This is a genomic window from Bartonella gliris, assembly GCF_045277155.1.
Lineage (GTDB): Bacteria > Pseudomonadota > Alphaproteobacteria > Rhizobiales > Rhizobiaceae > Bartonella > Bartonella gliris.
Genome location: NZ_CP123962.1, coordinates 1,694,802 through 1,717,026, shown reverse-complemented (window position 1 = coordinate 1,717,026; position 22,225 = coordinate 1,694,802). Strand labels below are relative to the sequence as shown.

Genomic DNA, 22,225 nt, shown 5'->3' with positions numbered 1-22,225 from the left:
AGGTGGAGAGTGCTCCAGAAAAGTTTTCTAAAACAATTCTTGAAAGGAAACATACATGAAAAAACATCAATCTCCCCCTTCTCCACAAACTCCCCCTGAAGCCCTCTACGCACAGGTTAATAAACCGAGCAGAGGTCCACGCCCACAACAACCAAAAGAACCTGTCTACGCAGAAATTAACACGGGAGCAAATGGAAGTCCGCATCACACACAACCAGAAGAAGTCGTCTACGCAACAATCGGCATGGGCGCAAGTGGAGGTCCACGCCCACAACACCCAACAGAACCTGTCTACGCAGATGTTCACGTAGCAGGCAGAGGACACCACCCTCATCGCCCAGAGGAAACTGTCTACGCAGATGTTCACGTAGGAGGCAGAGGACGCCACCCTCATCGTCCAGAACAATCCGCACACGCGGCAGGCACTTCACAACACAAAGGGGGGCCTCTCACAAATGTCGAACTTGCTGCCCAACTCTCAGAAAATGTAGATGTCCAGTATTGTCGTGCAGAAGTCAGACATTGGGCCAAAATTGTTTATGGCAACTCGGGTGCTTTTGAGCAACAGATAAGTGGGTTTCTGAGACATCCTCATGCAGGGGACCCAATCTCACGAGCAACCGCAGAAAACCCTGAAAATGTTGGTAAACTTGCAGGTACGCAAACACTTGGCATAAAAAGTCCTGCACGCAAACAGGCTGAAGATGGTTTTCGCCCCCTATGTGATGCTCTTGAACGCTTTGAACAAACTGCAAACAAGCTCGCACAAAACATAATACGTAAGCATCAGGAAAAACACAAAGACCTTGAGAGAGGACAAGAAAATCCAGAAAGAACCCACAGACATCACCATCATCATCGTGCAAGAGAGGAACAACACCACTCTCCACAACGCGAAGCGCAACAACGCAGCAGAGCTGGGGAGCAAAAAAGAATGGCTTTTGGAATGTAAGTTTACATAAACTTTTCTCTGATCTCTTAGCGCAATTCATTTGATAGGGATTGCGCTAAAATTTTTTGTGCAATGTTACGGAAGAGGTCCATCAAAACAGCCCCCATATTTTGTATAACTTATTGATAAGATTTCATAAAAAAGCTGTATAAAAGTCACAAACATCAATTAGGATAAGCAGCAAATAGCGGAGGATCTTTGGAGATTATTCAAATGGACATCCTCCTTCATATAAAAGCTATCAAAGCATAAAGGTGGAGAGTGTGCCAAAGAAGCTTTCTAAAAAGTTCCTGAAAGGAAACATACATAAAAAGGAAACATACATGAAAAAACATCAATCTCCCCCTTCTCCACAAACTTCCCCTGAAGCCCTCTACGCACAGGTTAATAAACCGAGCAGAGGTCCACGCCAACAACACCAAACAGAACCTGTCTACGCAGATGTTCACGTAGCAGGCAGAGGACGCCATCCTCATCGCCCAGAAGAAGTCGTATACGCAGATGTTCACGTAGCAGGCAGAGGGCGCCATCCACATCGTCCAGAAGAAGTCGTATACGCAGATGTTCACCTAGGAGGCAGAGGACGCCACCCACATCGTCCAGAAGAAGTCGTATACGCAGATGTTCACCTAGGAGGCAGAGGACGCCACCCACATCGTCCAGAAGAAGTCGTATACGCAGATGTTCACCTAGGAGGCAGAGGGCGCCATCCACATCGTCCAGAAGAAGTCGTATACGCAGATGTTCACGTAGCAGGTAGAGGGCAGCGCCCTCATCGTCCAGAGGAAACCGACTACGCAAGGGTTGCTCCACAACAAAGAACAAAAGCGCCTCTGTCGAATGAAGAAATCGCTAACAGAGCCTTAAAAGATCCATTGGTCAAAGCATATCACGGAGAAGTCCAGCATTGGAGCAAAATCGTTTTTGGAAACGCAAATGTTTTGCAGCAAAAAATGCAGGATATTCTCAAAGATCCCACCGTTGGAGAGCAGGTTTCATGGGATCTTGCAGCGAATCCTAAGTCTTTTCATAAGCTTGCTGGTCGCAATATCTGTGGCTTTAAAACGGGTGCACGCAGACAAGCTGAAGAAGGTTTGCAACACTTGTGTAACGCTCTTGACGGCTATACAGATGCTGTAAAACAAACAAGAGAGAGGATTTTGCATACCCCTAGCTCAGCACAAAAACGCGAGAATTTAGAACAAGAGAAGACACAAAAACTCCATAAAGCAAAAGGTCTGCAGCAGGATCGTTCGCAGAACGTTAAACCGCCTAAAATTGAGAAAAGAGGAATGGCTTTTGCAATGTAAATTTACATAAATTTCTCTCTGATCTCTTAGCGCAATTCATTTTATAGGGATTGCGCTAAAATTTTTTGTGCAATGTTATGGAAAAGTTCCATCAAAACAGCCCCCATATTTTGTATAACTTATTGATAAAATTTCATAAAAAAGCTGTATAAAAGTCACAAATGTCGATTACGATAATTATGAATAGCGCAGAGTCTTTGGAGGTCATTCAAAGAAGCACCTTCTTTTTTGTATAAAAGCTATCAAAGCATAAAGGTGGAGAATGCACCAAAGAGGTTTTCTAAAATAATTTTGAAAGGAAACATGCATGAAAAAAAGCCAACCATCCCCTTCTCCACGCCCCTCAATAGAAGAACTCACACAACGCTATGAACACACTGCCCCATGGGCATCTACCACAACCTCTCCCAACACAAAAGCTGCTCAGAAAAGCGAAAGGTTGCCTCCTATACCGGAAGAACAGGAAAAAAACTGTCTCTTTCAAATGAAGAAGTTTTGGGCATGGTTCAAAACCATTCGTCAGTTCAAAGATATGGCGCACAAATCAAATATTGGTGCACAATTGTTTTTGGAAACCATTGGTGCACAATTGTTTTTGGAAACGCAGATGTTTTGCAGGAAACAATGCAGGATATTCTCAAAGATCTCACTGTTGGAGAGCAGATTTCATGGGACTTGCAGCGAATCCTACGTCTTTTCATCAGCTTGCTGGTCGCAATATCTGTGGCTTTAAAACGCATGCACGCAGACACGCTGAAAATGGTCTTTCACACCTGACTAACGCCGTTGAGAATTATGCAAGTGCTGTAAAACGAGCGAAAGAAGATATTCTACAAAGAGATCAGGAAAGACAAAACCGCCAAGAACGGTCTGCTAGCTTGGATAAAAAATTGCAAAAACAGCAAGAGTTATCACACCCCTCTAAGGGCATAAGCACACAGCAGAAAATAAGCAAGAAGTTGCTGAAACCTCTAGGCATGAACACCAAAGAGAACCAGATGTTCGACCACGCAAAGTTGAGGGAGCAAAAGCAATGGCTTTCGCTAACTAAGCGTGCGTTAACTTTGGTCTTTCATTTGATCTTTTGGCGCCAATCATTTTGTATGGTTTGCGCCAAGGGGTGGTGTAAAACGTTAGGGCACAAGCTATCAAATAGTTACCGTCATTTAACCAAGTAACTGATGAAGGTTCATATATAAAACTGCATAATTATAATAAAAATATTGATCATAATCTGTGCAAAGAACGCAAAATCTTTGAAGGTCATTCAAATAGACACCTTCTTTTGTATAAAAGCTATCAAAGCATAAAGGTGGAGAATGCATCAAAGAGATTTTCTAAAAATATTGATATTGGGAAAGCTTGAAAGGAAACATGCATGAAAAAAAACCAACCATCCCCTTCTCCCCTCCCCTCAATAGAAGAACTCATAAAACGCTATGAACAAGCTGCCTCAAGGGCATCTCCCACAACGTCCCCCGACACAAAAGCTGCTCAGGAAAGGACAAGAAGGTTGTCTTCTATACCGGAAGAAGATGAAAAAGGACTGTCTCTTTCAGAAGAAACTACTACGGTTAAAAAGGAAGGAGACGTTGTATACGCAACATTTGATTTTTCAGAAAATCCGCATCACTCAAGAGACAAAGATACGGTGAGGAGTAGAGAGAGTGAAATCCTATACGCAATGGTTTCTTCACAAAGAACAACGGTGTCTCTCTCAGAAGAACAAATTGCGAGCTTACTTCCACACAACCCATTGGTTGAAACATATCACGAAGAAATCCAACGTTGGAGTGAAGTTGTATATGGCCAAAAAAATGCTTTACAGGAAAAAATGAAGGAAATTCAAAAAAATCCCACTGCAGGAGATGATTTCTCATGGCAGCTTGCAAACCATCCTGAGAGTATTGCTAGGCTTGCTGGTGTGAGTGTATGTGGCATAACAAACAGCGCGCGCCAACAAGCGGAAAATGGCGTGGCTCCCCTGTGTGTTTCTGTTGAGTGTTATGTAGCAGCTATACAATATGCACAAAAGAGCTTGTCACAATCCCCAGAAACAGAATTAAGATACTATGAACAATCAATGGGCAGTGAAGCAATGGCTAAAATCCTGCAAAAGCCACATGATTCTGAAAGGGAAAGAGGGCCCCTTTCAACTGAAGAAGTTTTGGATCTAGTTCAAGAAAACCGAGCAGTTCAAAGATATGGCGCACAAATCAAACATTGGTGCACAGTTGTTTTTGGAAACGCAGGTGTTTTGCAAGAAAAAATGCAGGATATTCTCAAAGATCCCACTGTTGGAGAGCAGATTGCATGGGATCTTGCAGCAAATCCTACCTCTTTTCATAAGCTTGCTGGCCGCAATATCTGTGGCTTTAAAACGCATGCACGCAGACACGCTGAAAATGGTCTTTCACACCTGACTAACGCCGTTGAGAATTATGCAAATGCTGTAAAACTAGCGAAAGAAGATATTCTACAAAGAGATCAGGAAAGACAAAACCGCCAAGAACAGTCTGCTGAATTGGATAAAAATTTGCAAAAACAACAAGAGTTATCACACTCCTCTGAAGGGCATAAGCACGCAACAGCAAAGTGGCAAGAGGTTGCTGAAACCTCTAGGCATGAACACCAAAGAGAACCAGATGTTCGACCACGCAAAGCCTCAGCACCAAAAGCGATGGCTTTTGCTAGCTAAGCACGTATAAGCTTGAGCTTTTAATCTGATTTCTTGGCGCAAATCATTTTATGTAAATTGCGCCAAGGAATTTTGTGTAATGTGCAGAAAAAAATTATCACAACTCCTCCTTTGTTTGACATAATTGCCCCTCTTTTGACGCAAGCGCCCTAATTTTACATAACATATTGATAAAATTTCATAAAAAAACTGTATAAAAGACATAAATAGCAGTTATGGTCCCTACGAATAGCGAAAAATCTTTTGAGACCATTCAATTTTGCATCCTCCTTTGCATAAGAAGCTATAAAAAACATAAAGGTAGAGAATGCACCAAAGAGATTTTCTAAAATATTGATATTGGGAAAGCTTGAAAGGAAACACGCATGAAAAAAAACCAACCATCCCCTTCAGCACCTCTTTCGGTGAAAGAATTAAGAAAACTCTATGAACAATCTGCCCTAGGAACCTCTTCCTCAGAATCTCTACAGGCAACACCTGCTCCAAAAGACAAAAGACAGCCTTCCCCAAAACTGGAAGAATTTAAAAAACGCTATGAACACGCTGCCCTAGGAACCTCTTCCTCAGAATCTCTCTCCGCAAAGGATCTTCCAAAAGACCAAAAACAGCCTTACATGCCGGAAAATCCTGAAAAATTGCAAAGACACCATGAACAGTCTGCTACCACGCCTAAACAAAGCGTGCCACAAGCTTCTCTCTACGCTACATCTGCTCCACAAAAACCACCACGTACGCGTATTAGCACACAGAACAGCGCATCAACGCAAGAAAGCGAAGTTCTCTACGCTACATCTGCTCCACAAAAACCAATTCGCGTAGCTCCCCAAAGGCCACCGCGCATGAAAGACATAGAGCTAAACAAACCAAAAGCACAAGAAAGCGAAGTTCTCTACGCCACAGCGGCCCCCCCAAAACCACCACGTACGCGTATTAGCACACAGAACAGCGCATCAACGCAAGAAAGCGAAGTTCTCTACGCTACATCTGCTCCACAAAAACCAATTCGCGTAGCTCCCCAAAGACCACCGCGCATGAAAGACATAGAGTTAAACAAACCAAAAGCACAAGAAGGCGAAATTCTCTACGCCACAGCGGCCCCCCAAAAACCACCACGTACGCGTATTAGCACACAGAACAATGCGTCATCCCAAAACGATGACATAATCTACCAAACACCTACGCCACAAGCATCACCTCGCGTGGGAGACAGGGAGCAAAACAGCGCATCAACGCAAGAAAGTGTAACCCCACAGCCAACGATGGCTCCACCAAAACCATCTCGCATGAGCGGAGCATCTATAAACACGATGCAACTAAACATATTGACCGAAGCATATCATGAAGAAGTCCACTATTGGTGCGAAATTGTGTATAAAAATCGGCTTGTTTTGGACCAAAAAATACAAGAGATACGAGAAAACCCAGCAATGGCAAAACAGCTCTCATGGATGCTTTCAAAGTATCCTGAACATATTGCTCCGTTGGCTGGTAAAAAAACTCTTGGTATAAAAACGAAAACGCGCAAAGCAGCTGAAGAAGGGCTTTCATCTCTGTCTACTGCCATTGAGGGTTATGCGTATACTATCCAATATACACAAGAGAGCGCTTTACATGTTCCTCAGACAGAACAAAGACGCCATGGACAAACGACAGAGAGCATGCAAACTCTTGAAAATCTACAAAATCCGCTTAATCCTGAAAGGGAGAGAGAGAGAGCGCCTCTCTCGCAGAGAGAAATCGCCAAGAGGGTCCCAAAAGATCCATCGGTTATTTATTGTCAAACAGAAATCCAATATTGGTGCAAAGTCGTTTATGGTAACCCGCTTGTTTTGCAAGAAAGAATGGAGGAAATTCAAAAAGCTCCCGATCTAGGAGAAGAGCTTGCATGGCAAGTTACAAATTATCCTCGTCTTTTTTCTAAACTTACAGGTCACAAAATACTTGGCATAAAAAGTGATGAACGCAAAAAAGCTGAAGAAGCTCTTCCTACCCTATGTAACGCCATTGAAGATTATTCAGACGCTGTAAAACAAGCAAGAAAAAATATTGTGCAAGCCCATCAAGCACAACAAAAACGTGCTGATCAATCTCCTGAACGGGATAAAAATTTGCAACAACAGCAAGGCTTATCGGAATCGCCTCAACGCCCTGAACGCTTGACAGTAAGCGCGCTCGTACATCAAGAAGCTGCTGGACCCTCTAGGCAAGCGGACAACAGATCACTGGATGTTCGACCACGGAGAACTGGAACACCAAAAACAATGGCTTTTGCCAGTTAAGCGTGCATAGTTTTAGCATTTAATCTAATCCCTTGATGCAATTCTCACAAAATGATTTGTATCAAGGAATGTTTTTGCAAATGTTATAACCAATTTTCTTAAAAATAGCCCTGCTCATTTTACGTAAAGAATTGATAAAGTTTCATAAAAAAAACTGTATAAAGGTCACAAATACCAATTACGATACTGACGAATAGCGCAGAATATTTGGAGATCATTTACCTTAATATTCTCCTTTGTATAAAAAGCTATCAAAGCATCAAGATGGAGAATGCACCCAAAAAAGTTTTCTAAAAAATATTGAAAGGAAACATGCATGAAAAAACACCAAACTGGACATTCTGCCTCTCTCTCACCAGAAGAATTAACAGAACATCCCGGAACATCTAGCGCAGAAATTCGTGAAAAGCTAAGTTTAGCATCACAAAGTTTCTTTTATCCTGGTAGCAAGGTACTCAAAAATAAACATAGCATCAAAGACACAGAAACATTAAAGAAGCAATGTGCTGAGGATGTTGAAAGGGAAATGATCCAACTGCGCCAAGAACCCTTGCCAGCGGCTGTTGATTCCTCCTATCTAAAATATATTCATAAACGCTTGTTTCGACATACATTTGAATGGGCCGGTGAGACCAGAGCAAAACCATTTACCTTTAGAGATGGTAATGTTGCCTATATGCCTATTATAAAAAGAAAAGAATTTAGAACAACTTTTGCCACCAGCAGAAGGGTAGAAGAAGGGCTGAAAAATTTAGATCAAGCACTCGCCGAGACGAATTACTTGAAAGGTCTAACCCGCGAAGAATTTGTTGAGTATGCAACAGGATTGATGATCAATTTGCAACACCTACATCCTTTCAGAGAAGGCAATAGACGAACGCAACGCATGTTTTTTGAAAAACTTGCCGAATCTGCAGGACACAAGCTGGATTTTTCTTGTGTGACAAAAAAGCGCAAAATGCTTGCCAGCATTGAAGCAATGGACAATGGCAATCCGGAACCGATGAAGCATTTGCTTGAGGATATCTCCAATCCAGAAAAACTGCTTGTTTTAAATGAATTCATCAACGAAATGAGAGAACTCGGACTTGATGAAAACAATTATAAGCTTGCTGTCGTAGCACAAGACGGTATAACCTATCATGGCACATATAGAGGCGCTGGAGACAATGGCTTCATGATGGATGTTAATGGTACTTTCATCATAGGAAGTAAAAAACATCTCACACCAGAGCAATTAAAAACATTGAAAATTGGTGATACCCTCTCTTTTACGGCGCCACAAGCTCAAGACTTGCAAAAAACGCTCATTCCAAGCGAAAAAATAGCCCCTCTCACAACAGATGAAATTGCTGAAAGGGTTTATAGCAGCGCATTAGTCCAAGAAAGCATGAGCAAAATCGAAGTTTTGTGCAAAGTTGTTTATGGTAATTCTCATATTTTGCGGAATAAAATGCCGAAGATGAAAATTCCAGTGACAGTTGAAAGTATCAATGAAGGAGAACAGTTTGCACGGCAGGTTGGAGCATTTCCTCAATCCATTCGGAGACTTCGTGGTACCAATATATGTGGCTTAAAAAGTGGTGCACGCCAGCACGCTGAAGCAAATATTTTGCCTTTAAGCCATGCCATTTTTGATTATGTGCATGCTGTAAGACTGGCAGAAAAGGATGTTCTCGAAGCCCATCAAGAAAAACAACAGCGCTGTGAAAAGTCGGTAAAAACTCCTAGTGAAGAAATAAAAAATCTTTTTTCTCTCTCAAAAGAACAACAGCAAGAAGTCTTATTGCAATCTCCTGAACTAAAAGCGGAAATGAAGCTTTATATGAGTGAACTCGGTGAGCGCTTATCATTAAGCGAGCAGAGAGCTATAAGGGAAAGAAATCACCGACAACTCGCTGGAACTATTGGCACCTCATTAAATAACGCAAAGGAAATTGCAGCAATCTTCCAAAAGGGAACAGAAATACAACAGAATATGCAAGCAATGTCGCGTACATCCTATGAACACTCAACACAAAGCGTGCATCAATCTACACGGAAAAACAAAGACAAAGAACACGCGAAAGCTCTTACCCCATCAGCAATTAAAGCAAAGAAAGTGACCACAATCGTCACGCAAGAAAAAGCAGTACAACAAAGCGTTCGACCACATAAAATTGAGCATGCAAGAGCTATAACCATCTAAACATGCATAAGCTTTAGCTTTTTTAGTTCTTTAGCAAATGAAGATCATCACTGCTAAAAGTTTTTTTCTATCGCTCATTTGTTTTCAAAGAAGAAGAGATGTAAACGTGAAGTTATGGGAGTGTATGTTCATGCGCCCATAAGGAGATACACTCCATAGTTTTAAACATTTTAAATCAGAATACAAACTATAGACAGACTGTTTAACCATTATAAACACTCTACGAAACTGAATTTCTATTTTATAAAGCTGATGTGTGAGAACGCACATCTAACAATCAGGAAAAGTCTGGTATGCAAACCGATATTCTTACAGAAACAAACTGTAAAGAAGCCAAGAGATACCGTGCGCACACCATGCAGAACCAATGAAACAGAGCACAAACAGAGATAACTATCGCCTCATTCATTTTCTCCATGCTCTTTTGGTTCTAGTGCCCCATATTTTGAAAATTGAGAAAAAGAAACTTTAATGTTTTATATAAAGAATAAAACGATAATGGAGCAACAACAAGTACAGCTTAAAGAGTATGAATACGCTCTTATTGACAGAAGAGCAAACACCATCGTAAAAACGCTTTAGCTTTACAAAAGAGTATTGTATTAACACACTGCTGAGATTTTTATGATCTAACAAGGCTTTATTAATCACCTCACTTTCATGACAAACCTGATATATCTTTATGACCCTGATTAAAAAGTTTGCCACAGTTGCTTCCGGAACCCTCATGAGCCGTATTTTTGGCTTTATACGCGAAATGCTGATGGCAGCAGCGCTTGGAACTGGTCCTGTTTCCGACGCGTTCAATGCGGCTTTTCGTTTTCCCAATACATTCCGCCGGTTTTTTGCTGAAGGTGCCTTTAATGCAGCTTTTATTCCCCTTTTTTCAAAAAAAATTACCGAAGATGGTCAAGAAACAGCATGCAAATTTGCAGAAGAAGTGTTTGGCGTTCTCTTTTCGCTCCTGTTACTTTTAACCATTGCCATGGAATTAAGTATGCCTTTTTTGGTACGAACAATCATTGCTCCAGGTTTTGCAGAGGATGCGACAAAATTTAACGCCACAATTCATTTCACTGCAATCATGTTTCCCTATTTAACATGCATGTCTTTAGCAGCAATGATGGGAGGAATGTTAAATGCCTTGCGGCGCTATTTTATCGCAGCCATAGCCCCTCTCTTTTTGAATGTTATTCTCATTGGCGTGCTTGCTTATGCCTGGATTTATCAGCTTGACGCTTGGCATATCGGTTTAAATCTTTCTTGGGGTGTTCTCGCAGCAGGAATTCTCCAACTCACCTTGATCGCGATTGCTTTGCGTCAAAGTGGGATGAAAATTTTTCTCCGACGTCCCCATTTTAGCCCCAATGTTCGCAAGCTCTTAACTTTAGCATTCCCTGCTGCCATCACCGGAGGCATTACACAAATCAATTTGTTAATCAATACCAACATTGCTTCTAGCCAATCGGGTGCCGTCTCCTCTTTGATGTATGCTGATCGTCTTTACCAATTGCCACTAGGCGTGATAGCAATTGCCATTGCGACTGTTCTTTTACCAGAATTAACAAGAGCCCTACGCAGCAAAAAGCACAAAGAAACGCACGATTTACAAAACCGCTCTATTGAATTAACCCTGTTATTAACACTGCCGGCATCCGTTGCCTTTTTGCTACTCTCCACCCCTATTGTCAGTTTGCTTTTTGAGCGTGGACAATTTACCAGTGTGTCAACACACCATGTTGCACAGTTACTTGAACTTTACGGACTAGGACTTCCAGCTTTTGTCCTAATCAAGGTATTTATTCCTAATTTTTTTGCTCATGAAGATACAAAAACACCGATGATTTTCACCGGCATTTGTGTTTTCATCAATATCAGTCTTGCTTTAACATTATTTCCAATTTTGTCAGCACGAGGCATTGTCATTGCAGAAATTATCTCCGGATGGGTTAACACACTGTTGCTTTGCAGCATTCTCATTAAACGCAGCTATTGGAAATACGATGGACAACTGATAAAACGCGTTGCATGTCTGATACTCGTTACTGTTTTAAGCATGGTGACCCTTCATTATCTGCTTCATGTGCTTGGCTTTTTGTCTTTTCCTTTATCCTCACACGCGTCGTTTTTCTTGCGTGCCAGCACTTTGGCAGGGATAATGCTTGTCATATTTTTAGTATATTGTATCGCCTATTTTTTACTTGATACGCGTTCCTTTTTCCTCACCCTCAAAAATTTTAAAAAACGTCTATAATATTTTATCTTGCTTTCATAAAAACGCTTTGACACAAAACACAAAATGAATAACTTGACTTAAGAAAGAACTTTTCTATGGGCACTTTTACACCGCTTGTCTTTTCTGGCGTACAACCGAGTGGGAACTTACATCTTGGTAATTATCTTGGAGCCATTAAGCATTGGGTTGAACTGCAAACATCCTATAACTGTCTGTATTGCGTTGTCGATATGCATGCGCTTACAGTGAATCCAGATCCACTCACCTTGCGTGAATCAACCAGAGCAGTCACAGCAGCTTTTTTAGCTGCTGGTATTGATGCTCAAAAACACATTATTTTCAACCAGTCTCAGGTTTTTCAACATGCCGAACTCGCATGGATTTTTAATTGTATCGCCCGTATCGGCTGGCTCCAACGCATGACACAATTTAAAGATAAAGCAGGAAAAGATCGTGAAAAAGCATCCCTTGGACTTTTTGCTTATCCAAGTCTAATGGCAGCCGATATTTTAGTCTATCGTGCCACACATGTTCCTGTGGGAGAAGATCAAAAACAACACGTTGAACTCACACGCGATATTGCGCAAAAATTCAACAACGATTACGCTTGCCGTATTGCGGATTTAGATGTTGGTCTTTCCATGCAAGTAGGCGAAGAGAAAAGACAAGTTTTTTTCCCGATACCAGAAGCACTTATTGGTGAGACAGCCACACGCATTATGTCTTTGCGCGATGGTACCAAAAAAATGTCAAAATCAGATCCTTCAGATTTTTCGCGCATTAATTTAACGGATGATGCTGATCTCATTGCAAAAAAAATACGCAAAGCAAAAACCGACTCCGCCCCTCTTCCCGACACCGTTACAGCCTTGGAAGAACGACCAGAGATCAATAACCTGCTTGGTATTTATGCAGCTTTTGCAGGAATAAGCAAAGAAAAGGCTCTTTCAGAATTTTCCGGACAACAATTTTCGCTGTTTAAAAAAGCTTTAGCTGACCTTGCAGTCCATAAGCTTGCGCCAATAACAGGGGAACTCCGTCGTCTTCAACAAGAAAGCGACTATATTGACTCTGTTTTACGTGATGGCGCAGAGCGTGCCAGTATACTAGCCGAAAAAAATATGAAAAAAGTCCGTGAAATTGTTGGATTTTTGCAAAATACATGAAACAATAAAGCTTTAACCGTAAAGAGAAAAAATTGTTTGTAAAAAATAGAGAAAACCCATGGTTTCTAAGCGAAAAAATCCGAAAAAAGATCACAAACGGAAAATTTTAGTCATTATTGATGAAACACCAGAATGTCGCCGTGCCGTTGCTTTTGCCGCACAGCATGCCCAAAATACCAACAGAACATTGGTCTTGCTCTGTGTTGTTGATAGTGTAGAATTTCAACATTTTCTTGGTGTAAACAATGTCATGCGAACAGAATCAACACAAACTGCCCATAGAGTTTTGGGAGAAATTGCCAATGATGTACGCTCCACCCACGCCCTTGAAACAGAAATCATTGTTCGTGAGGGGAAAAAAATTGATGAAATTTCTAAACTAATCGACGAAGATAAAGAAATAGCACTCATTATTTTAGCTGCCAGTGGACATACAGAAGGACCAGGACCGCTTGTTCAACTAATCGGAAGCCGGGGAACAGCTTTTTCAGTTCCTGTTACCGTCATTCCAAGCAATCTTGCCGATGAAGATATTGAATCTATTGCTTAAAACACAATGTTGGAGACTCAATTCTCTCCCTGATCCTTAAAAATAAAAGGAAAATGAATGTTTATTCAAACTGAAGCAACGCCAAACCCTGCAACACTTAAATTTCTGCCAGGTCGTGTCGTACTTTCTGAGGGCGTGTTAGAATTTCGTACACACGAAGAAGCCGCTAAAAATTCACCTTTAGCTGCTAAATTGTTTAATATTCCAAATGTCAGCGGTGTTTTTTTAGGCTATGACTTCATTACTGTGACCAAGAAAGACGGAGAATGGCAACATCTCAAACCTGCAATTTTGGGCACAATCATGGAGCATTTTCTCTCCAATGATCCAGTTATTACCACTCATGCCACCACACAAGCGCAAACCCATGCCCTTAACGAAGAATTTTATGACGAAAAAGACGCCGATATTGTCTTAACAATTAAGGAGTTGCTCGAAACGCGTGTTCGACCAGCGGTTGCCAATGATGGCGGGGATATTACTTTCCGCGGTTTTGAAAATGGTATTGTTTACCTCAATATGCGAGGAGCCTGTGCTGGCTGTCCTTCTTCCACAGCAACGCTGAAAAATGGTATTGAAAATCTTTTACGGCATTTTATCCCAGAAGTTCTAGGTGTTGAAGCCATGCCGCAATAAATGAAGAGTGAGATCTTACAAAACACCGATAAAGACAAGTGCTATAGGTGGTAAAATCACTCCATAGAGCATTATTTCCTCAGACCAAATCATTCCCAAGACATTACATTGCGTCAAACACACAACCAAAAAATATCCCCTTAATGGGATCACGCCCCTCACGCAAAACAAAACACCCCCGCTGAAACAAAACACTATTATGTTGCAGTTTCACGCACTTGCTTTAAAGCAACATCTCTCAATTGACTGGTAACTGGACTCCCAAGCCCATTTCATGACATCCATCCATGAATGGTATAATGCTAAAGCCATTGAGCACCACTACTTTTATGCTTGTAAAGATGCAAAACCGGCACCATCATACGTCTTTTCCAGCTGCCAATATTGTGACGACTCTTGCATTTGAGAACATTCATCAGAGGCATTTTTACGCCTTTCCTAAAAAGTCTTATCCACACACTCATCCCGCTTGTGACATGCAAGGGAATGATTTTGTTTGCTTCAACATATACAAATTTGCAATGAGAGTATCTTACGATATTCGAGGCTCTTATTTAAGATGAATAACACTAGATTATCATGATAAATCAATATGTTGCCTTTAATTGAGAGCAGCATTTTGATCAGAACCACTTCCTTTAACGCTCAACGTAAAAGAATTGAAGGAAATTCTTACCTGAAAGAAGCCCTCCTGCTCGCACACATACACCTTAGCACCGGTAGCAAATGAACAAACAAGAAAGCATTCTGCAAACTATCCAGACATTGATTTTATAATAATTAATAATGCTGAAGAAGAACCTGTTAATGCCCCGAAGACCATAAGATTCTCTTCTTTCAAACCCTTTAGATTGAATGAATAAAAACCATTTGCTTGCATGTCATAAGAGAGAGCAACATGGGAAGAGAAATCGTTTAAGAAAGCAGTAAAAATGCTTTTTGTGAACACTCTCAAATGCAAGAGCAATGGCAATATTGAGAGCAAGTAAAGAATATGATGGTGCCAGCTTGTAACCAATTAAGCTTTTTTGACAAATTCCGACTTTAAATACATTTGACCAAACCCAGGGATCTTGCAGTCAATATTATGATCACCCTCCACGAGGCGAATATTCTTCACCTTCGTACCACCCTTAAGAACGGATGTCGCACCTTTAACTTTAAGATCTTTCATCACAATAACGCTATCCCCATTTGTCAAGACATTACCATTGGCATCATAAACGGTGTCAGAAGGAGAAGGATCTTCGTTTTTTTGCGACCACTCATGTGCACATTCAGGACACACAAAATTATCACCCTCTTCATAAGTATAAAGACCACCACATTGAGGACATTTGGGATATTCACTCATATATTCTCTCTTTTGTTCAAGAAAAACCACTCATATAAACGGTCATAGAGCAAGAAGTGCTTATTGTCCATTGCTAAAGCAAAACACTTACCAAGCAACAGCATTTTATCCCAAAAGCCCTAGATGATTACGAGCATGCAATAACACTTTTACACAAAAAACAATAAAATCAATATCTTATTATTTTATCTGAAGCCCCATCAGAATTCACCCTTTAATGCATAATTCAGTTGATCATTTTTTATAAAAGATTGCCATGCATAAACAGAGCATAAAAAACACATCATACTATTCTTAACGCATGTGAATATTCAAATGAAATGCAAAGCAACCTGTTATGCATAACGGCTTATGAATTTTACGATATGTTTTTATCACAACACAAACCGCATTGTTAAAAGTTCAAACGTTTGAAACTATCATAACGTAAGCTAGCAATACGTTGAGAGATGATATTTCATTTTAAGGATTGGATGATGAATCGCATTAAAAAATATAAAGATGACAGTCACCAAAATGGCGAATGTAAAATACGAAAGCTGTTATCACAACATCACCATAACACGAACCAATTTTAAAAGGAGATAATTTGAAACTGTCTACAAAGGCTGCATAAAAGACTTTTTACAAAATACAGACTTTATAGGTTTTCTAAAAGTTTAGCAAACGCTAAGCATGCACTATAGAGACCGATCATCACAGCAGATACAGCAGACAGCGGATAATGAACAATATTATATCTTAAAAATCGAAATCCTTTTAACGGCATAACGCATAGTCAGCTCTTAAAAAACATTTGCAGAGCTATAGTTTTAAAGGTAACCAAACCAAATGAAAACCAGTTGATTTTTCTGTCCTCCAAATTGTAGGCACCTTTTTAAGAGAAGCAGACAAAATTCAAAATCGCGTTAACCTCCCTAAAGGCAAATGTTTAAAGAGTGCTATACTCTACAGAGAACGTCCCAACAACTTGAGTGGATAATTTTGCAAGTTGCAAAAAGCCCCCCATCCCCTCACAAAAACACTTACCCTCACAAAAACACTTACCCTTATAAAAACACTTACCCTCATAAAAACACTTAAATTGAGTAAGAGAGAAACACACACCGGTAAAAACAAGATCTGCTGACACAAGATCGCTCTTGCATTGAGACGCTTGATAAGAAGCATTTTTTGTAGCCTTTCTTCAACGACTCCTCTTCCCATGTTGCTCTCTCTTATGACATACAAGCGAATGGATTTTTATTCATTCAATCTAGAGGGTTTGAAAGAAGAGAGTCTCACGATATTCAGAGTTTTTAGAGCGCTTCCTTGTTTGCTCATAATAGGAAACCAATGGGGGCGCATCTACCCGCCTCCAAACCCCTCCTCTTTATAGAAGGAAATTAAATATGCCTAACATCAAACATATTAATTATCATACAGCCTACGAAAGATGATGAGTTTTGTTTTTTCACCATTGGCTATGAAGGACAGTCTCTTGAGAATTATCTTCATTGTCTCATAGAAAACGATATCAAAACTTTATGTGATGTTCATAAAAATACAATAAGTAGAAAACACGGATTTTCAAAAAGACAATGAGAGAAAGCTGTAAGGCAACATTGATATTGAATGTATATGCAACTGCCTGAACTTGGAATTGCTTCTGAAAAATGACGAAATTTAAAAACACAAAAAGATTATGAACGCCTTTTTGAAGATTATCAAAATACAACGCTCAAGAATAATTCTTGTGCAATAAACAAATTATATCCAATTTTTTAAAACAAAAAGCGCATTGCAATCACCTGTTTTGAAGCCAATATATGCATATGCCATAGAGGAAAAATAGCCTTGAGCTCTTACACAATGAAAAGATTGGAAATATGAAATTAGGCACATCTAAAAAATAAACTTGCAGATTTTTTTAAGATGAGAGTGCTCCCTATGTCTCCCAAGACCCCCACCCTTTCCTAACAACTTTCAACACATGGCGTGCTTCACACCACACATGAATTGCATCTCAATGTAAGGAGAAGAGACATGGTACCACATGGAACCGCACCCACCCACCATAACTAAAAGCCAGCTATTGCACGCACTTTACAAGAAGAAAAAAACAAAAATGCGAATTCATAGAAATTAAACCTACGGGTGAACGCCTCATCTCTCTTAAATCCGATATCCCAAGACCAAAGCCAGCCGCGCATCTTGATAAAATTTGGCATTCATTAAACCGATAAATAGAGCTTTGATATCCTCTTATATCCTCTCTCCATATCGAAACCACGCCCTCTGAAAACAGAAAAGAGTACAAGAAACAGGAACAAGCGTACAAAAAAAACGGGCACAATGGCCCGTTTCCTTTTACCTCTATGAAAGGGCTTAGAAATCCATTCCGCCCATTCCACCCATTCCACCACCAGGCATTGGAGGCATTGGGGTCTCTTTCTTTGGCACTTCAGCAACCATAGCTTCTGTGGTAATAAGCAGGCTAGCAATTGACGCAGCATTCTGGAGAGCAGAACGCACAACCTTCACGGGATCAACGATTCCCAAAGCAATCAAATCACCAAATTCACCGGTTGCGGTATTGTAACCGAATGTGTCAGCATTGTTTTCGAGCACTTTGCCAACAATAATGGCAGCTTCTTCACCAGCATTGGTTGCAATTTGACGTGCTGGTGCTTGTAATGCACGACGAACGATATTGATACCAGCTTCTTGATCAGGATTGCTTCCTTTAACAGTCAACGCATTTGCAGCACGCAACAATGCGGTTCCACCACCAGCAACAATACCCTCTTCCACAGCTGCACGCGTTGCGTTCAAGGCATCATCAACACGATCTTTCTTTTCTTTCACTTCAACTTCTGTTGCACCGCCAACACGGATAACGGCAACACCACCAGCGAGTTTAGCAAGTCTTTCTTGCAATTTCTCACGATCATAGTCAGAAGTTGTTTCTTCAATTTGTACCTTGATCTGGTTTACACGTGCATTAATTTCTGCTTTTTGTCCAGCACCATCAATAATCGTGGTATTTTCTTTAGAAATGTTCACTTTCTTTGCACGACCAAGCATATCTAAAGTGACATTTTCCAATTTAATGCCAACATCTTCAGAAATAACTTGACCAGATGTTAAGATTGCAATGTCTTCCAACATGGCTTTACGACGATCACCAAATCCTGGAGCTTTCACAGCAGCAATTTTCAAACCACCGCGCAACTTGTTAACAACGAGCGTTGCCAAAGCTTCACCTTCGACATCTTCCGCGATAATAAGAAGGGGTTTACCAGACTGAACAACAGCTTCAAGCACGGGAAGAAGAGATTGCAGATTAGACAATTTCTTCTCGTGAATGAGGATGTAAGGATCATCAAGATCAGCCACCATTTTCTCAGCATTTGTGACGAAATAAGGTGAAAGATACCCACGGTCAAACTGCATCCCTTCAACGACTTCCAATTCCGTTTCAGCAGTTTTTGCTTCTTCCACGGTAATAACGCCTTCATTGCCGACTTTTTCCATAGCATCAGCAATCATTTTACCGATTTCTGCAGCACCATTAGCGGAAATAGTTCCCACTTGTGCAATTTCTGCTGAAGTTTGAATTTTTTTGGCTTTTTTGAAAAGGTTTGCCACCACTTCTTCAACCGCAGCATCGATACCACGTTTGAGATCCATTGGGTTCATACCAGCAGCAACGGCTTTTACACCTTCTTGCACGATAGCTTGTCCCAAAACGGTTGCCGTTGTTGTTCCATCACCAGCAATATCATTGGTTTTAGAAGCAACTTCGCGCAACATTTGCGCACCCATATTTTCGAACTTATCTTCGAGTTCGATTTCCTTTGCCACGGATACACCATCTTTTGTGATGCGAGGCGCACCAAATGATTTGTCAATCACCACATTACGACCTTTAGGGCCGAGTGTTACCTTAACAGCGTTAGCAAGGATATCAACGCCGCGCAACAAACGCTCACGCGCCTCACGGCCAAATTTGACTTCTTTAGCAGCCATTTAATTTCTCCTTGGAGTTGTGTCCTAAATAATACAAAATGAAAGTATTGAGAGGTTGAATTACCCCAAAATTCCCATAATGTCAGATTCTTTCATGATTAAGAGGTCTTCACCATTAATTTTCACTTCGGTTCCAGACCATTTTCCAAACAAGATACGATCTCCTGTTTTGACTTCTAAAGGCACACGCTTTCCATTGTCATCGAGAGCACCATTGCCAACAGCAATAACTTCACCTTCTTGAGGTTTTTCTTTCGCTGTATCAGGGATGATAATCCCCCCAGCAGTTTTATTTTCAGATTCAACCCGACGGACAACGACACGATCGTGAAGTGGGCGGAATTGTATGTTAGCCATATTTTAAATCCTTAAAACTTAATATAATTGAATTAATCTTAAGTCCTTGTTAGCACTCTTTAAGCATGAGTGCTAACAGCAGCCTGAATATAAAATCGCCCCCCCCCATTGTCAAGGATTGTCTCTAAAATAATTTATCTCAAGGGGCTTCAAAGCCTTGCCTCTTTTTTCTATTTTGCGTTATCTACTTCGTTTAACGACACCCGTGAACATAAAAGGATTTTACCATGGTTGAAACACGTCAGGAAACTGATAGCTTTGGAACGATTTCGGTACGTCAAGACCGTTATTGGGGAGCACAAACTGAACGCTCACTGCATAATTTTAACATTGGCACAGAAAAACAACCTCTTGCTATCATCTATGCCTTAAGCCTTATTAAAAAAGCCGCAGCTGTTATAAATATGGAGAAAGGAAAACTGCCACAAAACATTGGGAAAGCAATTATTGCCGCCGCCGATGAAGTGCTTGCCGGCGATTTCGATACACATTTTCCACTCTCTGTCTGGCAAACAGGTTCTGGCACACAAAGCAATATGAATGTCAATGAAGTCATTGCTAATCGTGCGAGTAAGATTTTGGGCGGAAAACTTGGCAGCAAAAAACCCGTTCACCCTAACGACCATGTCAATATGAGCCAATCGTCGAACGATTCCTTTCCCACAGCGCTTCACATTGCCACCACGTTGCAAACACGCCAACACTTACTGCCAATCCTTGCAGCGCTTATCTCCACGTTAAAACAAAAAGAGCAAGAATTTGCCGACATCATTAAAATTGGCCGCACCCATACACAAGATGCCACTCCTTTGACCTTAGGGCAAGAATTTTCAGGCTACCGTACCGCACTGGAAGCGAATTACCAACGCATTGAAGGTGCTCTAACCGATGTCCAAATGCTTGCTCAAGGTGGCACAGCTGTTGGCACAGGATTGAATGCGCCAAAAGGTTTTGACGTTGCTTTTGCGCAAACAGTGAGCACTCTCACAGGGATAACATTCCAAACTGCCAGCAATAAATTTGAAGCACTCGCCCATCATGGAGCCCTTGCGCATTTCCATGGAAGCTTGAATGCATTAGCAGCTGATCTGTTTAAAATTGCTAATGACATTCGGTTTTTGGGATCAGGACCACGTTCAGGCTTAGGGGAACTCAGTCTACCTGAAAATGAGCCAGGTTCTTCTATCATGCCAGGCAAAGTGAACCCCACACAGTGCGAAGCCTTAACCATGGTTGCATGCCAAGTCTTTGGCAATCATACCAGTGTGACATTTGCCGCAAGCCAAGGACATTTCGAACTCAACGTTTATAAACCTGTTATTGGTTATAATGTTTTACAGTCGATTACACTGCTTGGTGATTGTATGCGTTCCTTTGATGAGCACTGCATCCAAGGATTACGCGCCAATCGAGTCCATATTCACTCTCTCATGGAACGCTCTCTCATGTTAGTGACAGCTCTTGCACCGGAGATTGGCTATGAAAAAGCTGCTGAAATTGCCAAGGCCGCACATAAAAATGATACAACTTTGCGTGCAGAAGCATTAAAATTCGGGGTTTCTGGAGCTGATTATGACCGGCTCGTTGATCCCAAAAAGATGATTGCTCCACAATAAGCAATAAGGAATAAACAACGCGAGGTAAACATCCTTGAAACAGACCGCGAAAATATCAAGCCATTCGCGGTCTGCTTTTTTGTGATCTGATTGTTTCTGATTGTTATTGCATATTTAACGATTTCGATGCCATCTCTTGCAAAGACTGGAAGACTTTTTGCGGATCTTGATTGTGGTTTATGCATTACCGCACGCTTTTGTTTCTCGCCTCTCTCATGTTTCTCTCGTGTTTCATGAGATCACGCCCCTCATGTAAAACAGAACGCCCCCGCTAAAAGAGAACGTTATTGGGTTGCCAATTCACACGCTTGTTTTAAAAAGACATCTCTTAAAACCTCAAAAGCCTATTTCACGACAGCGCCCGTGAATGGATATAACGGTAAAGCCAAAACCATTGAACACCAATGCTTTTACGCTTATGCAAGTGCAAGCCGGCACCATCATACTCTTTTTCCAGCTCCCAATGTTGCGAAAGCCCTTGCATTTGAGATGCGTTCATGAGAAGCATTTTTACTCCTTTCTTCAAACAGTTTTTACCCACACGCCAACCCCACTTGTGACGTATAAACAAGTGGTTTTTATTGATTCAACATAAAACAACTTTGAAATGACAGGAACTTACGATATTCGGGGTTCTCATTCAATGTGCAAACAATGCATTATCCTTATAAATCAAGGTATTATCTACAAGGATGACCCTCAAACTGCTCCACATCACATCCCACATAAAGTTTTAAATGCTCTCCCAATCCCTGTTCGCGATAAATGCACCACTATACCTATGCTCCGTTGTTAAAAAAGCACAGATGCCTTGCTAAATGCTGTTGTCAAGAAATGATACGAGCTTTGCATATCCAAGCCGAAAAGTGAGA

At 41.0% G+C, this 22,225-nt stretch carries 16 protein-coding genes; 12 read left to right on the top strand and 4 right to left on the bottom strand.

Annotation, left to right across the window (positions count from 1 at the left end; all coding sequences use genetic code 11):
- Window positions 1-55: 55 nt before the first annotated feature.
- From QHG54_RS07685 to QHG54_RS07635, 11 genes are all read left to right on the top strand, one after another.
- Window positions 56-952, top strand: a complete 897-nt coding sequence (locus QHG54_RS07685) for a BID domain-containing T4SS effector (protein ID WP_406604131.1) — start codon at window positions 56-58, stop codon at window positions 950-952.
- Window positions 953-1,275: 323 nt separating this feature from the next.
- Window positions 1,276-2,262, top strand: a complete 987-nt coding sequence (locus QHG54_RS07680) for a BID domain-containing T4SS effector (RefSeq protein WP_406604130.1) — start codon at window positions 1,276-1,278, stop codon at window positions 2,260-2,262.
- A 307-nt stretch (window positions 2,263-2,569) separates the two neighbouring features.
- Window positions 2,570-2,995: a hypothetical protein gene (locus QHG54_RS07675; protein WP_406604129.1), complete on the top strand. Its 426-nt coding sequence runs from the start codon at window positions 2,570-2,572 to the stop codon at window positions 2,993-2,995.
- Entirely contained in the window at window positions 2,931-3,440 is a 510-nt protein-coding gene (locus tag QHG54_RS07670) for a BID domain-containing T4SS effector (protein ID WP_406604128.1), read from the top strand. The genes QHG54_RS07675 and QHG54_RS07670 overlap by 65 nt, the downstream gene beginning before the upstream one ends.
- Window positions 3,441-3,640: 200 nt before the next feature.
- Complete coding sequence (locus QHG54_RS07665) at window positions 3,641-4,960, top strand: BID domain-containing T4SS effector (protein ID WP_406604127.1); 1,320 nt, start codon at window positions 3,641-3,643, stop codon at window positions 4,958-4,960.
- Between the two features lie 365 nt (window positions 4,961-5,325).
- The gene (locus QHG54_RS07660; RefSeq protein WP_406604126.1) at window positions 5,326-7,239 is read left to right on the top strand and encodes a BID domain-containing T4SS effector; all 1,914 of its coding nucleotides are present in this window, start codon (window positions 5,326-5,328) and stop codon (window positions 7,237-7,239) included.
- Between the two features lie 316 nt (window positions 7,240-7,555).
- Window positions 7,556-9,427 carry a BID domain-containing T4SS effector gene (locus tag QHG54_RS07655; RefSeq protein WP_406604125.1) on the top strand — a complete coding sequence of 624 codons (1,872 nt, stop codon included), beginning with the start codon at window positions 7,556-7,558 and terminating at the stop codon, window positions 9,425-9,427.
- 682 nt (window positions 9,428-10,109) lie between these two features.
- Window positions 10,110-11,681: a murein biosynthesis integral membrane protein MurJ gene (gene murJ / locus QHG54_RS07650; protein ID WP_317993721.1), complete on the top strand. Its 1,572-nt coding sequence runs from the start codon at window positions 10,110-10,112 to the stop codon at window positions 11,679-11,681.
- A 77-nt stretch (window positions 11,682-11,758) separates the two neighbouring features.
- Window positions 11,759-12,829 carry a tryptophan--tRNA ligase gene (gene trpS / locus QHG54_RS07645; RefSeq protein ID WP_317993722.1) on the top strand — a complete coding sequence of 357 codons (1,071 nt, stop codon included), beginning with the start codon at window positions 11,759-11,761 and terminating at the stop codon, window positions 12,827-12,829.
- Between the two features lie 58 nt (window positions 12,830-12,887).
- The gene (locus QHG54_RS07640) at window positions 12,888-13,379 is read left to right on the top strand and encodes a universal stress protein (protein ID WP_317993723.1); all 492 of its coding nucleotides are present in this window, start codon (window positions 12,888-12,890) and stop codon (window positions 13,377-13,379) included.
- Between the two features lie 57 nt (window positions 13,380-13,436).
- Window positions 13,437-14,015 (top strand): NifU family protein, encoded by a 579-nt coding sequence (locus QHG54_RS07635; protein WP_406604124.1) that lies wholly within the window; start codon window positions 13,437-13,439, stop codon window positions 14,013-14,015.
- Between the two features lie 1,018 nt (window positions 14,016-15,033).
- On the opposite strand, the gene QHG54_RS07630 is transcribed toward QHG54_RS07635, so the two are convergent.
- From QHG54_RS07630 to groES, 3 genes are all read right to left on the bottom strand, one after another.
- On the bottom strand, window positions 15,034-15,369 hold the full coding sequence (locus QHG54_RS07630; protein ID WP_317993725.1) for a zinc ribbon domain-containing protein YjdM: 336 nt from the start codon (window positions 15,367-15,369) through the stop codon (window positions 15,034-15,036).
- 2,367 nt (window positions 15,370-17,736) lie between these two features.
- Window positions 17,737-19,380 carry a chaperonin GroEL gene (groL, locus tag QHG54_RS07625; RefSeq protein ID WP_317993726.1) on the bottom strand — a complete coding sequence of 548 codons (1,644 nt, stop codon included), beginning with the start codon at window positions 19,378-19,380 and terminating at the stop codon, window positions 17,737-17,739.
- Window positions 19,381-19,440: 60 nt separating this feature from the next.
- Complete coding sequence (groES, locus tag QHG54_RS07620) at window positions 19,441-19,737, bottom strand: co-chaperone GroES (protein ID WP_004857291.1); 297 nt, start codon at window positions 19,735-19,737, stop codon at window positions 19,441-19,443.
- A gap of 227 nt (window positions 19,738-19,964) precedes the next feature.
- Here groES and fumC point away from each other — a divergent pair, with 227 nt between their 5' ends.
- Window positions 19,965-21,353 carry a class II fumarate hydratase gene (gene fumC / locus QHG54_RS07615; RefSeq protein ID WP_317993727.1) on the top strand — a complete coding sequence of 463 codons (1,389 nt, stop codon included), beginning with the start codon at window positions 19,965-19,967 and terminating at the stop codon, window positions 21,351-21,353.
- Between the two features lie 349 nt (window positions 21,354-21,702).
- Here fumC and QHG54_RS07610 read toward each other — a convergent pair whose 3' ends face one another.
- Complete coding sequence (locus QHG54_RS07610; protein WP_406604123.1) at window positions 21,703-21,852, bottom strand: DUF4102 domain-containing protein; 150 nt, start codon at window positions 21,850-21,852, stop codon at window positions 21,703-21,705.
- Window positions 21,853-22,225: the final 373 nt, after the last annotated feature.